Origin of the sequence: Psychrobacter sp. NC44 (assembly GCF_904846655.1) — a bacterium.
GTDB lineage: Bacteria > Pseudomonadota > Gammaproteobacteria > Pseudomonadales > Moraxellaceae > Psychrobacter.
This window is the reverse complement of the sequence record NZ_CAJHBN010000008.1, coordinates 121,257-136,684: the sequence shown is the minus strand read 5'-3', so window position 1 is coordinate 136,684 and position 15,428 is coordinate 121,257. Positions and strand designations below refer to the sequence as shown.

General features: G+C 44.8%; 13 protein-coding genes. 4 read left to right on the top strand and 9 right to left on the bottom strand.

The features are described from left to right. A partial coding sequence (gene tuf, locus JMX95_RS08085) for an elongation factor Tu (protein ID WP_201560482.1) occupies positions 1-987 on the top strand: 987 nt, incomplete at its 5' end. Between the two features lie 180 nt (positions 988-1,167). Next, positions 1,168-1,665, top strand: a complete 498-nt coding sequence (gene rimI, locus JMX95_RS08080) for a ribosomal protein S18-alanine N-acetyltransferase (protein ID WP_201552996.1) — start codon at positions 1,168-1,170, stop codon at positions 1,663-1,665. Between the two features lie 63 nt (positions 1,666-1,728). Here the strand turns inward: rimI and JMX95_RS08075 are convergent, their stop codons facing one another. The 3 genes from JMX95_RS08075 to trxB all read right to left on the bottom strand — a co-directional run bounded on the left by JMX95_RS08075 (position 1,729) and on the right by trxB (position 4,092). Continuing rightward, positions 1,729-2,163 carry a MerR family transcriptional regulator gene (locus JMX95_RS08075; protein ID WP_201552999.1) on the bottom strand — a complete coding sequence of 145 codons (435 nt, stop codon included), beginning with the start codon at positions 2,161-2,163 and terminating at the stop codon, positions 1,729-1,731. Between the two features lie 96 nt (positions 2,164-2,259). After that, complete coding sequence (aat, locus tag JMX95_RS08070; RefSeq protein WP_201560480.1) at positions 2,260-3,069, bottom strand: leucyl/phenylalanyl-tRNA--protein transferase; 810 nt, start codon at positions 3,067-3,069, stop codon at positions 2,260-2,262. Continuing rightward, a complete protein-coding gene (gene trxB, locus JMX95_RS08065) occupies positions 3,070-4,092 on the bottom strand; it encodes a thioredoxin-disulfide reductase (protein ID WP_045456114.1) in 1,023 nt (340 codons plus the stop codon). 589 nt (positions 4,093-4,681) lie between these two features. On the opposite strand from trxB, the gene JMX95_RS08060 reads away from it, so the two are divergent. Both JMX95_RS08060 and JMX95_RS08055 read left to right on the top strand, forming a co-directional pair. Continuing rightward, positions 4,682-8,053, top strand: coding sequence for a DNA translocase FtsK 4TM domain-containing protein (locus JMX95_RS08060; protein ID WP_201560478.1), 3,372 nt, complete (start codon positions 4,682-4,684; stop codon positions 8,051-8,053). Between the two features lie 215 nt (positions 8,054-8,268). Next, positions 8,269-9,762, top strand: a complete 1,494-nt coding sequence (locus JMX95_RS08055; protein ID WP_201553048.1) for an amidase — start codon at positions 8,269-8,271, stop codon at positions 9,760-9,762. Between the two features lie 30 nt (positions 9,763-9,792). Here the strand turns inward: JMX95_RS08055 and JMX95_RS08050 are convergent, their stop codons facing one another. The 6 genes from JMX95_RS08050 to JMX95_RS08025 all read right to left on the bottom strand — a co-directional run bounded on the left by JMX95_RS08050 (position 9,793) and on the right by JMX95_RS08025 (position 15,422). Next, the gene (locus JMX95_RS08050; RefSeq protein WP_201553051.1) at positions 9,793-10,686 is read right to left on the bottom strand and encodes a DODA-type extradiol aromatic ring-opening family dioxygenase; all 894 of its coding nucleotides are present in this window, start codon (positions 10,684-10,686) and stop codon (positions 9,793-9,795) included. 128 nt (positions 10,687-10,814) lie between these two features. Beyond that, positions 10,815-11,303: a 23S rRNA (pseudouridine(1915)-N(3))-methyltransferase RlmH gene (rlmH, locus tag JMX95_RS08045; RefSeq protein ID WP_045447690.1), complete on the bottom strand. Its 489-nt coding sequence runs from the start codon at positions 11,301-11,303 to the stop codon at positions 10,815-10,817. Between the two features lie 129 nt (positions 11,304-11,432). Continuing rightward, positions 11,433-11,981, bottom strand: a complete 549-nt coding sequence (locus tag JMX95_RS08040; RefSeq protein ID WP_201553054.1) for a DUF421 domain-containing protein — start codon at positions 11,979-11,981, stop codon at positions 11,433-11,435. A 147-nt stretch (positions 11,982-12,128) separates the two neighbouring features. Then, positions 12,129-12,644, bottom strand: a complete 516-nt coding sequence (locus JMX95_RS08035; protein WP_201560476.1) for an ABZJ_00895 family protein — start codon at positions 12,642-12,644, stop codon at positions 12,129-12,131. A 43-nt stretch (positions 12,645-12,687) separates the two neighbouring features. Beyond that, complete coding sequence (dacB, locus tag JMX95_RS08030) at positions 12,688-14,697, bottom strand: D-alanyl-D-alanine carboxypeptidase/D-alanyl-D-alanine-endopeptidase (RefSeq protein WP_227676004.1); 2,010 nt, start codon at positions 14,695-14,697, stop codon at positions 12,688-12,690. Positions 14,698-14,816: 119 nt separating this feature from the next. After that, positions 14,817-15,422, bottom strand: coding sequence for a 3'-5' exonuclease (locus JMX95_RS08025; protein ID WP_201553060.1), 606 nt, complete (start codon positions 15,420-15,422; stop codon positions 14,817-14,819). Positions 15,423-15,428: the final 6 nt, after the last annotated feature.

Here is a 15,428-nt window from a genome sequence, read left to right as displayed (position 1 = left end):
GAATATGACACCCCAGCACGTCACTACGCTCACGTCGATTGCCCAGGTCACGCCGATTATGTTAAAAACATGATCACCGGTGCCGCTCAAATGGACGGCGCAATCCTAGTCGTATCAGCAACTGACGGCCCAATGCCACAAACCCGTGAGCACATCCTGCTTTCACGTCAGGTTGGCGTACCGTACATCATCGTATTCATGAACAAATGTGATGTTGTTGATGACGAAGAACTGCTAGAACTCGTAGAAATGGAAGTTCGTGAACTTCTTAATGACTACGACTTCCCAGGTGATGATACCCCAATCATCCATGGTTCAGCCACTGAAGCCCTAAAAGGCTCACAAGAAAAATACGGCCAACCAGCGGTTGTAGAACTTCTTAACGTTCTTGACACCTACATCCCAGAGCCAGAGCGTGACGTTGACAAAGCATTCCTAATGCCAATCGAAGACGTATTCTCAATCTCAGGCCGTGGTACTGTAGTAACAGGTCGTGTTGAATCTGGTATCGTACGCGTAGGCGACGAAATCGAAATCGTCGGTATCCGTGACACTCAAAAAACCACCTGTACTGGTGTAGAGATGTTCCGTAAACTGCTTGACGAAGGTCGTGCAGGCGAAAACTGTGGCGTACTACTACGTGGTACTAAGCGTGAAGACGTACAACGTGGCCAAGTACTAGCTAAGCCAGGTTCAATCACTCCTCACACCAAGTTTGACGCTGAAGTATATGTACTGTCAAAAGAAGAGGGTGGTCGTCATACACCATTCCTAAACGGCTATCGCCCACAGTTCTACTTCCGTACTACTGACGTAACTGGTGCAATCCAATTACAAGACGGTACTGAAATGGTTATGCCTGGTGATAACGTTGAGATGGGCGTAGAGCTTATCCACCCAATCGCTATGGACAAAGGTCTTCGCTTCGCTATTCGTGAAGGCGGCCGTACGGTAGGCGCTGGTGTTGTTGCTAACGTACTAAACTAATCTATCAGTCTCAGTAATGAGCTTGTAAGTTAGTCATAAAAAGCCATCCTTGTTTAAGGGTGGCTTTTTTTTGGCTACAAAACAGATAACGGCATAATCAATATTATAATGACAAATATTTGAAATACAGTAAGTGCTATTGTATTTGGGTTTGTATAAATAATAGTAAAAGGATACATAATGTTGATGATAAAGGTTTTATCAACCCATAGTGCAGATTTTGAGCAAGTGCTGCAAGCAGTAGCGGATATTGAAGCCATCGTTCAACCGCAAGATGCTTGGGGCTATCAGACATTGGTGGAATCACTCAAACAAGATAGCATGCATCTGCTGATCGTTTATGAGCAAAAAGACAATATTATTATTAATAATACTGTGACAGGCTATTGTTTATATCAAGTGATTTTTGAACAAGCGGAGATTTTACGTATTGGCACTCATCCTGATTATCAACGTCAAGGTATTGCCTCACAAATTTTTGCCAGATTGAATACAGAATTGAGAAAGCATCAGGTGGAGAGCCTTTTATTAGAGGTGCGCGCAGATAATACGCCTGCGATAGCCTTATATGAGCAGCAAGAACTTGCTCTAATTCATAAGCGTAAAGGGTATTACCAAACTCCACATCAACCAGCTATTGATGCCCTGATTATGCAGCGCCTGTACGTCCGAGAATAATGAATGGCATCGAATAGAACCATATAAGCCCATAAAATAGTAGATGGGTCGGCACTTTTATTATTATTGAGTGGGTATTTTCTTTTTGCAGATTTCAATATTGAGTTTATAGTCATTATCTACTTTCATACGCTCAAGAACATCGATACGTTCGCTTAATAGCTCTACCATGAGGCTGATATTGGCTTGCTGTTTTTGTATTTGCGCCAATTTTTGCTGAGTAAGCACCAGTTGTAAATCAACATCCAATTGACCATCGTAATAATCATTCAAGCTGTCTCTGATTTCAGTGAGTGTAAAGCCAATCGCTTGCGCACTTTTGATTAGCTCAATACGTTCGATACATTCTGGATGAAACTCGGTATATAAACGGGAGCCTGCCTGACGCTTACGAGATTTTAGCAAGCCCAGTTGGTCATAATGACGAACGGTATCTTTGGTTGTTTGAGCTTTTGTTGCCAGTGTTCCAATCAGTAAGAACGATGTGTCGGGTGCCATGATAACCTCGTCGGTAGGTAGCAGTTGATAAGGTACGAGTTAATAAAGTAGCGATTAACAAACAGGCATAAGCCATCAATCACTTCGCCATCGTATTTATTTTAATCTAAGCTGCCAAGGTTCTATGGTATCAAGTAACGATACGGCGAGTGGTTTGTGAGAGTTATTTTGCCATTTGACAGTGCTATTAGCCGTTAAGAGATCTAATTGAGTCAAAAAGTCAGCACGTGGTAGCGTGGTTGCACCCAAGCTCATCAAATGCTCATTTGGTAGCTGACAGTCGACCAACGCCACATGGCTTTGTTCACATAAGCACATTAAACCCCAAAATGCGAACTTTGAGGCGTTAGAGGCGATATGAAACATCGATTCGCCAAAGTAAATGCTACCTATTTTTAGACCATAAAGCCCGCCAATGAGTTGCCCTTTATCATTCCAAACTTCAATGCTATGTGCAAAGCCTTGTGCATGCAGTTCGGTATAAGCCTCAATCATTTCATCATGAATCCAAGTATGTTCGCCCTCGGGCTGTTCATTATTGAGGCGATCACTGCGCGGTAAACTACAGGCATGAATAACGCCATCAAAAGCTTGATTCAGGGTTAATTGCCAACGCTCGCGGATGGCTTGCTTACGCAGAGACTTGCTTGGCTTATAATTGGTTGGCACCATCACGCAGCGCGGTTCAGGGCACCACCATGCAATTGGCTCATCTTCATTAAACCAAGGAAACAGACCCTGCGCGTAAGCAGAAATCAATGTTTCGGCTGCCAAATCTCCTCCGACAGCGACGATGCCAATGCCGTCAGGATCAACCGTTAAAGGGTCAGGAAAGTCATAACGCCCAAGACTTTTTAAGGTCTCAGGCGTGATGTGCTCATTGTTGTATTGAGAGAAATTACCCATTTAGGCTTCTTTATCAGCAGTCAATGTTGACGCATAAGTATGGTCAGCGGCTGTGGCTTCGCCAATCGCATCCAAGTATTTTTCAGCATCTAGCGCGGCCATACAACCCGTACCAGCAGAAGTAATTGCTTGACGATAGACATGGTCTGCGACATCACCTGCGGCAAATACACCTTCGATGCTGGTTTGTGTGGCATTGCCGTCTAAGCCGCTTTTGACAATAAGATAGCCGTCTTTCATATCCAGCTGACCTTTAAATAAGTCTGTATTCGGCTTATGACCAATCGCGACAAACATGCCAAACACGTCTAACTGTTTGGTGCTGCCATCAATCATAGATTCGATGATTACGCCATTGACGCCCATGTCATCGCCGACGACTTCTTTGACTTTATGATTCCACTCGATTTTAATATTACCGTTTTTGACTTTTTCAAACAGTTTATCTTGGAGGATTTTTTCAGAGCGTAAGCTATCACGGCGATGCACCAAGGTCACTTCAGCAGCGATATTTGATAAATATAGGGCTTCTTCAACAGCAGTATTACCACCACCGATGACGGCAACTTTTTGGTCTTTATAAAAGAAACCATCACAAGTTGCACACGCTGATACGCCTAGGCCACGGAATTTGGTTTCTGATTCCAGTCCTAAATATTGTGCTGATGCACCAGTCGAGATAATAAGCGCATCACAAGTGTAGCTACCATTATTACCCGTCAGCTCAAAAGGTCGCACGTTTAAATTGACTTCATTGATATGGTCATAAACCAATTCAGTACCAAAGCGCTCGGCATGGGCTTTCATGCGATCCATCAATGCAGGACCTGTTAAGTCATGCGCATCGCCCGGCCAGTTATCGACTTCAGTGGTGGTGGTTAACTGTCCACCTACTTCCATGCCCGTGACCATGACAGGTTTGAGGTTGGCACGTGCTGCATACACAGCCGCTGCATAACCAGCAGGGCCTGAGCCTAGGATAATGAGTTTTTCGTGACGTGGAGCAGTATTGTCAGTTGCCATGAGTTATTCCTTGCTAAATATAGATGTTAAAGATACGAGTGAGCAATATAATAAAAAACAGTCTTCAAAATTGATGCTAATGGGATTTTCTAATCGCTGCGTGATAATAACATAAGGGCATTGGACGAAAAGTACAAGTTTGCTAAAACAAACACAGGTATGATTACAATCAAAGTATATTTTTCTTGAAATACTATGGTTAGAAACCGCTGGTATTTTATAGGGCTTACCTAATATGACTGTCCTTGTTCTGTTCGTTATATTTTGCGAGTGACATAAGTTTTTGTTTAAACCGTATGATTTTTATCTAAACCGTATACAGACTGATTTTATTGCACGCTTTCTTTGTAAGACGGTCGCCACTATCCCTATGTATTTGTTATTATAAGAAGTTATGCCAAGTGTACCAAAGGCAAAAAGAAGGCTGTTGTATATCGCTTTTATAATAGACAATGTTTTCTGTACACTTCGCTAAGTGCGTCTGTATCAGCACTTTATATCCAACCCTTTATCAGCGCTTTATGTCAGCATGATTAGGCTTAGTCATGTATTGGCAACCATTTAGTATTAATAACAAGGCAGATCTTACGTGATATCAGCACCGCTTATTGAGTATTTAAAAAAGGGAATATTTACCCTCCTTGGGTTAATACTGGCCGTCTATCTATTTGTCATTTTGATGACATATACCAGTAACGATCCCAGTTGGTCGCATATCAGTAGCGATATGACCACGATTAATAATGTAGGCGGCGAATCGGGTGCTTGGTTATCTGACTTGCTTTATAGCTTCTTTGGTTTTGGTGCATGGTGGCTGCTGGCGTTTGTGGTTTATGAGTCTATCCTTATTTGGTGGGACAACAAGCCAACGTTTTGGCTGATGCGAGTGGTTGCTTATGTGTTTTTATTATTAAGTGCCAGTGCGTTGTTTGCACAATTGGTGGCGTTAGTACAGCAATTGACCAATCCAGGAACGCTAGGGCTGGAAAGCGTGGCTGGTGGCATTATTGGGTTTGAATTACAGGCGCGTTTGGCACAGCTTTTATCGCAGTGGGGGAGTGTGATTTTCTTGACGGCATTCGTCATTATTACCGCGACTTTTGCTTTTAATATTCATTGGCTAGCGATTTATGAGAAGGTTAAGGCGCTATCGTGGCTGGGCTCAGGGGTGAAGCATCAGGGTAGGATGCACGATAGCGTGTCAACCACGCCAGAAAATATCAATGCCAAGCAAAATGATGAAAACATAGCCAACAGTAACGCGAAAAAAGACGCAGCCGATCACGAGCAGCTGCCATTTGAGTTACAAGTTGCTGGCAATGCTCAAGCCGTAGACAACAGTGGTCGGTTCAGCAATGTGTTGTCAGAGTTTTTGGCAACGTCAGGGTTGGCTGAGAGCGTTAAAGCTTCTGTAGTTGCCGCAACACAAGCGGCGATGCCTAATTCAGCTGCTAAATCTAGTCGTGAGAATAGTGAACCTGTTCCTGTCTCAGTAGAGACACCTAGCAATACTGTTCAAAATCTAGCAAGTCATACGAATACATCGACGCCGTCAAGTCCTGCCATGACTACTATCCGTAAAGTCGAGCCAAGCTTTGCTTGGAATGACGCCAATACTGTCGATGACTTGTTAGCTAGCGAGCAAATGGCTTATCACGCTAATAATATGAACACTTCTGATTCAGCTACTACTACTTTTGTATCTGCTGATAGCAATACTGAGTCGTTAGAGACTGTGGTACCAGACTCTACAGCGATATCAGCCGTAGAGATGTCCGAAGCTCAATCAACAGAGAACTTGCCGTCAACAGCTCAGCCATCAATAAATGAGCTGGTATACGGTGAGACGGCTGACGAAACGGATAATGAGCCTAAATCGTTCGAGTTAGAGGATAACGTGGAGGCCGTTGATATACTGGCCGATGCATGGTTGGCAGAGCATGCTGATGTCTCAACATCTACAGTCATGCAGCCTACAGAAATAGGGCAACCTGCAGGAACAGTACAAGTAGACGATATGGGCGAGCTGCCCAAAGCAGTAGTCACAGCGCCTGAGACAGACTCATCTAATAGCGAAATGAACGACTTTACTGATAGATGGGTTGATGAAGAGCCTGAACTGTCAGACGATTTCGAGCCTTCTTCTGTACCTAATGAAGCGAGTATCGCCAAAGCAGTAGACGTGGTTGAACCAGTTGCTGATATGACGCCGACCAATACGCCACCGTCTAATCCTAAACTGCCGCCTACGGTAGTAGAAACCCGCGTCACAGCATCAGCTATTGAACCAATGGTTGCGCCTAAACCAACGGTAAGTTTTGCGGTACCTGAGGGCGATAGTAGCAATCATATCACTGACATGATGCCAGAGGATGATAGCGCTGAGGATGTCAATGCGCCCGTTATGCCAGATATTAGTGATGATGCCGCCTTCAGTCAAAAATCACGTTCGATGCAAACGGCTGCCTATCGTAGTAGCCTAACGCCTATTCCAGAGATTTCTATTTTGGATAAGCCAGACCCTGATCGTAAGCCCAGTTATACCGTCGCCGAGCTTGAGCAATTATCAGAGTTACTAGAGATTAAGTTACAAGAATTTAATGTAAAGGCGAATGTGGTCAACGCCATTCCGGGTCCTGTTGTCACCCGCTTTGAAGTCGAGCTTGCTGCTGGTGTAAAAGCCAGTAAGGTTACCGGTATTTCACGTGATTTGGCGCGCTCGTTATCGATGGCGTCTTTGCGTGTGGTTGAAGTGATTCCGGGTAAGCCGTATATCGGTATCGAAGTACCCAATAAGCAGCGCGAAATGGTACGTTTGATTGAGCTACTGAATACCGAAAAATTCCAAGATCCCAAAGCTCAAATCAGCATGGCGATGGGTAAGGATATCGGTGGTAATGCCATCATTACTGACCTTGCACGCGCGCCGCATATGTTGGTTGCTGGTACTACAGGTTCGGGTAAATCGGTATTGGTCAACTCGATGCTATTATCGATGCTACTCAAATATACGCCAAATGAGCTGCGTCTCATTTTGATTGATCCAAAGCAGCTTGAGCTTGCCAACTATAATGATATCCCGCATCTATTAACACCAGTCGTCACCGATATGACTGAAGCGGCCAGTGCTTTGTCATGGTGCGTGGCAGAGATGGAACGTCGCTATCAACTGATGAGTTTGCTCAAAGTGCGTAAGCTTAATGAGTTTAATAAAAAAGTCATTGCTGCTGAAAAATCGGGCAATCCGATGCTTGATCCTTTGTGGCGACCTAATGACAGCATGAGTATCAGCCAAGCACCGAAGCTAAAAACCTTGCCGATGATTGTCATTGTCGCGGATGAGTTTGCCGATATGATTATGCAGGTTGGTAAACAAGCCGAAGAGCTTATCACCCGTCTTGCACAAAAATCACGCGCAGCAGGGATTCATTTAATGCTGGCTACCCAGCGTCCATCGGTCGATGTAATTACTGGCTTGATTAAAGCCAATATTCCTGTGCGGGCGGCACTACGAGTGAACTCAAAAGTAGATTCGCGGACGATTCTGGACAGTGGCGGTGCCGAAGACATGCTGGGTAATGGTGATATGCTCTTTCTAGGACCTGGGCAAATTGAGCCAGATCGTGTGCATGGTGCCTATGTCAGCGATGAAGAGGTCAACCGTGTTTGTGACGCGTGGCGCGAACGCGGTGCGCCTGATTATATTGATAATATGGCAGGCAACTTTGAACTGTCTAGTCCTAGTGGCGGTGGTAGTACGGCGAATGCATCTGGTGAGGATGACGATCTTTATAACGATGCTGTGGCCTTTATTATGGAGACGCGAAAAGTTTCTGCTTCTAGTATCCAGCGTAAATTTAGCATCGGCTATAACCGTGCCGCACGTATCGTAGATTCCATGGAGGACGCGGGGTTGGTCAGCTCAATGGGCAAAAGCGGTAAGCGTGAGCTATTAATGTAGCGTTTAGACTTTATTAGACAATAAAAAAGACGAGTCACAGAAGTGGTTCGTCTTTTTTATCGGAAAAATATGATAACGCTCATGTCTGAATGACCAATCAGTTTTTTTATCAATTATCAGCACTCGTTTTTTATACTAAACTGACCTTTGTTGATAGCATAAATATCACTCAATTTTCAGAAATTTTAGGTTTATTACTCAGCAAGGACGCTACTATGTTTAAAGAATATACCCAATATGATGCCATAGCATTGGCGGCATTGGTCAATGCAGGTGAAGTCAGCGCTAAAGAGTTGTTAGATGCTGCCGTCTATCAAGCCAATACACTCAATCCCAAATTAAACGCCATCATCCATCGTTTTGATGACCGTGCTTATCATGCTGCACAGGCGGGATTACCCTCAGGTATATTCAATAGTGTGCCTTATCTGCTCAAAGATTTGTCATTTAGCTTTGCCGATGAGCCAATCACGATGGGCAGTCGTAGTGTTAATATCATCTCTGAGAGCGACAGTGAAATCGTCAAGCGAATGAAAGCCACAGGTGTGAATACCTTTGGCAAGACCAATACGCCAGAATTTGGTTTAATCATTACCACTGAACCAAAAGCCCATGGTGCGACTCATAACCCTTTCAAAAAAGGTTACAGCTCTGGCGGTTCATCGGGCGGTAGTGCAGCATCAGTAGCGAGCGGTATCGTACCGATGGCGGGCGCGGGTGATGGTGGTGGCTCGATACGCTTCCCTGCTGCTTGGTGCGGCGCGTTTGGACTCAAACCCAGCCGTGGTCGTAACCCGATAGGCCCTAAATTCGGGGAAGGCTGGGAAGGTGCAGTCGCAGATCACGTGATTACCCGCAGCGTACGTGACAGTGCCGCGATGCTCGACGCTACAAATGGCGCAGAGATTGGTGCGCCTTATGTCATCGCGCCACCTGATGGCACATTTTTGCAAGCTGCGATGCGCGCACCAAGGCAATTAACCATTGCCTTGCATCAACAGCCATTGATTGCCAATACTGTGGTGGATAAAGAAGTGTTAGCCGTATTAGAGCAAACGGCTAAGCAGCTAGAAGCCATGGGTCATCGCGTCATACCCGCTGAGCCGAATATCAATATCGAGCAGTTTTGGCATGACTTTATGGTGGTGGTCTGCACCCATACCGCTTTTACCATTGATAATATTGAGCGTGACTTTGGGGCAGAACATATCAAAAACCTAGAGCCACAAACCTACAATATGGCATTGCTGGGTCGCTCATTATCAGCCGTTGATTTGGCGCATGCTAAGCATGGTTGGCATCACAGTCAGTATCAAACTGGCTTGCTACTTGAAACCTATGATATGATTTTATGTCCGACCGTGCCGACACCTTCAGTTAAGCATGGTGTATTGCCACCAAGTGTTATGGATGAAATGCTCATGCGTAGCGCAGGATTGCTCAATAAGGGCATCGATATGGGTAAGTATGCCTTTAGCTCAGGTATGATCGAAAAGCTTAGTCAGCCTGTACTGGGCAAAATGGCCTTTACACTACTGGGTAATATCACGGGATTGCCAGCGATGTCATTACCGGTAGGAATGAGTAAAAAAGGTTTGCCAATTGGGATGCAGCTGATTGGGCGTATGAATGATGAAGCGACATTATTCAGTGTGGCAGGGGAGATGGAACGAGCAGGGTTGTTTACCAAGGCAGCCTTTGAGAAGTAGATTTGAACGCTTTGATTAGATAAGTACTATTTAATCAAAGCGATAGATATCCATGCCCAAGCTATGATGCGCCATGCTTTGATGGACAACTGAGACACGCTGACCTGTACCCAGGGCAAAAAACAATGGCAACAGATGCTCGTCACTCGGATGAATATCTTTATAGTCAGGATATTGCTGCCAATCTAAAGCACTAGGAATGTCTGTTTTGAGCTGTTGTAGCAGCCATTGCTTAAATGCTTTAGCCGTTTGGTCAACACTATCTGCTTGCCAGCGTAATGCTTGCAGATTATGGGTAATGTTACCTGAACCAATGATCAGTATTTGCTCTTCACGTAGGCGCGCTAGCTGCGCACCCAATTGATAACAGGCGATACTGTCATAATGCTGCGGTAGAGAAACCTGTACGATAGGTATCTCAGCCTCTGGATATAAGTGCCTGAGCGGTGCCCACACCCCATGATCGCAAGCCCGCACCGGATTAACACTACAAGTAATACCGCGTGCAGTGAGCTGCTGGGCAAGGGATTCAGCAAGTGCTGGCTGACCAGATGCAGGGTATTGAAGCTCATATAGCTCAGGTGGAAAACCTGAAAAATCGTGCCAAGTCTTAGGTTGCGGATTACTGCTCATTTCGAGTTTGGCGGATTGCCAATGCGCTGACATAATTAGGATGGCACGTGGCTTTGGTAAGTTTTGCCCAATACGTGCCAGTGCACTGGTCGTGGCAGATTGCTCAATGGCAAGCGTGGGTGCGCCATGCGAGATAAACAACGCTGGTAGCTTAGCCACATTTGACCCTAAAGCAGGTGCATCTGTCCAAACGCCAGTTGCCGTAATAGGCGTTGGCGAATGAGAGTACGAGTCATCAGGCTGATGAATTGCATGAGGGGCGTTAGGTGTCGCATGTTTTGGATATTTCATGTAGCGTTTATTAGGGCGCGCCGCGATTTTTCAATCGCTTCTATCATTGATATTGTTGCCCATAAACTATCAGCACAGAATATCGGCAAAAAATATTAGCACAGAGTATAGCAGTGTTTAATGACTGCTTAATTACCACGATGATAAGGATGATTGTTGTTGATACTCATCGCGCGATACAATTGTTCCATTAGCACAACACGTACCAACGGATGCGGTAATGTCAGCGCTGATAGTGACAATTTTACATCGGCTTTGGCTAATACTTCTGGCGATACGCCGTCTGCACCGCCGATCACCAGTGCAATATCATCGCCTTGCTGCATGCCATCAGCTAATTTATCAGCCAGTCCTTCTGTGGAAATCATTTTACCTTTGACATCCAATACCCATAGTTGCTCACGCCCTGAGGCATTGTGAGCGGCTAATATTGCCTGTCCTTCTTGCTCACGGTATTGTGCCAAATTGGCATCAGACGGGTTTTTTGCACGCTTTGCGGCAGCAATTTCCACGATTTCTGTGCTGAGCATAGGCTGGATACGCTTAAAATACTCATCGAACCCCGTCTGTACCCATTTAGGCATTTTATTACCGACGGTTAAAATCCTTACTTTCATAGCCAGTACCACTTTAATTTTAGTCATTAGTAAAATGTAACAAAAAAATTTTACGCTTAAGTGAACGTAACAAACAAGATTCTACGAAGCTTTTTTTATGCTTTACTAATCTTGGATAAACAATAGGTCTTACATCAAAGGCTGTATGGTTTGTGAGGCAGTATCTTCTGTATTTTGGTCATTATTGCTAGCATCAGTTGGGCTAGGTTTTGGAATAATAGTAAGCTTGGCATCCGATTCAAAAACGATGGCTTCAATATCATCAAAGCTATTCATGCCTTCGGAGCGCATCGCACATTCAATCTCTTGACGAGTCAGCCGCTCAGCGCGCATGGCATCTGGCAAAAACTGCCCCTGATAAAAAACAATACGCGGCTCTGACAAAATAAAACTGCTAAATTGCGGTGAGATAGAGGCGTATTTCGTAACTAAAAACTGCAATAAATAAAGTACTAAAATCGATGAAACTCCTTCGACAAAAGGAATGTCTTTGAGCAAAATAGTACTGGCACCAAGTGAACCGATCATCACGGTGACGATCCAATCAAAATTATTGAGCTGCGAGGTGGAGCGTTTACCTGAGACTTTGGTCACCAGTACGATCAACACATAAACCATGACAGTCGTCAAAACGATGCGTCCGAGCTTGTCTATATTGTCAAAAAAAACCATGTCCATGATAAATGCTCCTATTAAAATATAAAACCGTTAATCACCCACAATCATTCAAAAGGTTACTCATTAAAGTTAGCCTAACGGATTTTATGTATTAATAGGGAGAAAAATTTGTAGCACCTTGTAGAGGTTCGGCTGAGGTCTTCTCGCTCACATCGTTTTGCGTTTAGGGTCAAGCAGGCGATTGATCGCCCAAAGACTGATGCGAGCACTGACCAGTGTCAGCACCAATATCATCACCAGCGATGAGACCAATGGCAATGGTTGCTGGACGGCCATCTCCAGTAGGACTTCGCGATTTACCGTATCAAACAACCAAAACCATATGGCTAAGAAGTAAATGACAGTCAGTAGCCAGACCACCGCGACGCCGCCAAACATTAAGCGATTGATTTCACCGCTATTCAATGCGTGCTGCTGATGTTTGACAAATTTACGAACCGCGATATAAGCCCCGATAATGATAGACAATACCGTTACCAGTTGCGAATTCAACGCAAGCTTGGTTTGAATCATCATAAATATTGCGCTGGCAAGCGTATAGCCTATCGCGAAATATCCTATATATTGTGCCAATCTAGGCTGTGCTGACTCATGATTTTTCGGCAGCGGCTCGCCACCTGAATGAGTCTTGGATTTATTGAGATTGGTTGTCTTGCGTGACATAAGTGAACCTTTATAAAGGTGAAAAATAGGATGTGAAAAACACTTAATGCTGCGCCGTCCAATCAAGCATCGCATCTAGCACGGGTCTGGCTGTATAAGCGTTATGTGCTTGCTCACTATTGATGAGTCCAACCACGACATAATCCTGTCCTGACAATCCTTTGACATAGCCTGCCATCGAGGTGACGTTGTTTAAGGTACCTGTTTTTATCCACGCCCGACCAATGGCTGCTGATTCTGGTAGGCGTTCACTATGAGCGGTAATGGTGCCACTGACGCCAGCGATACCTAACGAGTTGACGTAAGCGTCAAAACTTGGATGGCTATAAGCATAAGTTAATAGCTCGCTTAGGTTGGCGGCTGTTATGGTGCAGTCGCGGCAGAGTCCTGAACCATTGGTCAAATAGGGCGGCGGTGTGCTTAGATTGGTCTGCCACCATTGATTAATAGTCTGTAATGCGACAGGATAGCTCGTCGCAGTCGGCTTGCCAAATTGATACAAGCTATGTGAATGATTAATAGCTTTATCGAGTGTTTTATTATCAACTTTGTCATAAACACCAATCGATAACGCCACTTGCTCAGTCATCACATTGTTTGAAAAGTGATTGATATCGTAAATCTGCTGCGTCAAATTCAACGATGGGTAGCTGACAATAGGCAACGGTGATATAGGAAGTGCTGTCAGACCATGCGTTAATTTGGTGCTTTTCGTTGTAGTGTAAGGTGCTTCTTGAGTGATGACACTACCACTCAGCGTATTGCCTAGCTCTTGCCATTTTGCGGCAATAACGCGTGCGGCAAAATCTTTGGCATCAGGATAAGCCACATAAAAAGCATGCTCTTGGCAGCTGTTTGGCAAATGAGTATTTAACACCAATTGTTTTGCTTGCCACTCAGGTGCGAGACTATAACGCGCTTGCCCACAGGCCGCCGAACGTGTATTTATGATGCTGGGCAAATCATAATTTGCTAATTTTGGTGTATAAGTCAGATTTGCTTGGACATTGTTTAACGGATAGCTTTTGATACCGATGGTACTAAAATTCACCAAAAAACCATCGGGACTGGCGTTATAAGGACGCAGTGGCGAGTTATCAAAGGCAGCAGGGTCTTTACTGACATTTTTAAAGACGCCACTGTCAATGATAATATCACCGTCGATATGACGGATACCGGACGACTGTACTTTATAAAGGAGCTGTTTTAAACGCTCGTGGGTCATTTTTGGATCGCCGCTGCCTTGGATAATCAAATCGCCATGCAGACGGTCGCCGATGACAAGGCCTGTATGATAGACACGGGTATGCCAGACAAAATCAGCGCCTAGGGTGTCTAAAGCAATAAAGCTGGGAACGAGTTTCATGGTGCTGGCAGGCGTGCGAGCGATATCGGCTTGATGGTTCAGCAACGGCGAAAATGAAATTTTTATGGAGGGGTTATCAGTACTGATGTCATCAGTTTTATTGTTATTAGCATTGTTGCTAATGACAGCTGTTTTTGCCTTATCACCCAATATCGTCGGGATGCTTTCTAAGCTTTGATAAGTGTAAGGGTCATCGGTGTAAGCATGCAGTTTTTTCTCATGCTTTTCAATGGTACGCTGCTCAATAGTAATCAGCGTACTCTGTTGGCGCACATGGTTATTACTGGCTTTGTTATTATTATTTTGCGTGGTTTTTTGAGAGTTACTTTTTATATTAGCATTTATATTGGCAGTCGGTTTTGGCTGAAGAGCGGGTTTAGGTGAGCGGTGCGTGCTGCTGCTATCAATAACCTGAATGGGAGCGGGCAGGTGACTGGCATTTTTATCACCGACTGGTGTGACGATAATACTAATATCAGCTTCTGTTAAATCGGCTCGTGATAATGCTGCTTCGATGGCTTTTGGTAGTGCTGCTTGTGCATGGATGGGCAATAGTGTCGCCGTTGCTAATAACGCCATGATAGGTACGTATTTAGCAGGCGGCTTCGACAGTCGCAGATAACGAGAAAAAGGAAGTAATTTGGCAGTAAAAGCAGAGGAATGACGGAGTTTAGAGGTGGGTCGCATGAGCATCTTTCATCAGGTAGCAAAAACAGCCTATGGTAACATGAGTTGCCGTTTTCGCGTAGATGGTAGGCGTGGTTGAAAACCTGTTTTTATCTGAATGTTCAAACTACGGACGCACGCTAGCGCACATGTAAAAATGCCATGGCAGTCATGATCGCATCGTTATAAGCATCATGGGCGCCTAGCTCGGGTATATTATAATGCGCTAAAATATTGGTCAGATGCTGCGCTTGGCTAGATAGTCCTTGGGTTTGACCACTCCTGCGCCGACTATATAAATGGCGCAAATCTATGATTTCGTTGGGCAGCGCTGTGCCCATATAGCGTTTGACCAGAGGGTTTAAAAACGCTGTGTCTAAACTCGTACAAAATCCCACAATCGGGCGATTGCCTATAAATGGCAACAACAGCGCCAGCATCTCATCGTAGCTCATACCATGCTCAACGTCGGCAGTACGTAGACCGTGAATCACAATGGTGTCACGGTCTGGCATCACAGGTGGTCTGCATACGATATGCATGCCATTGCCAGTGTCGATTGTATTGTCATTGATATGAATCGCGGCGACAGACAGTAAATGGTGATTTTTTGGATTGAGTCCCGTCATTTCACAGTCAATCGCTACCCACTGCTTAGCCAAAGGCTTGGTAAACATCGATGCCAATTCTGGACGCTGTAGCTGCGTTTTTTGCCAAGCGCAGGATAACTGTGTTAGCCAACTCATAGTTGT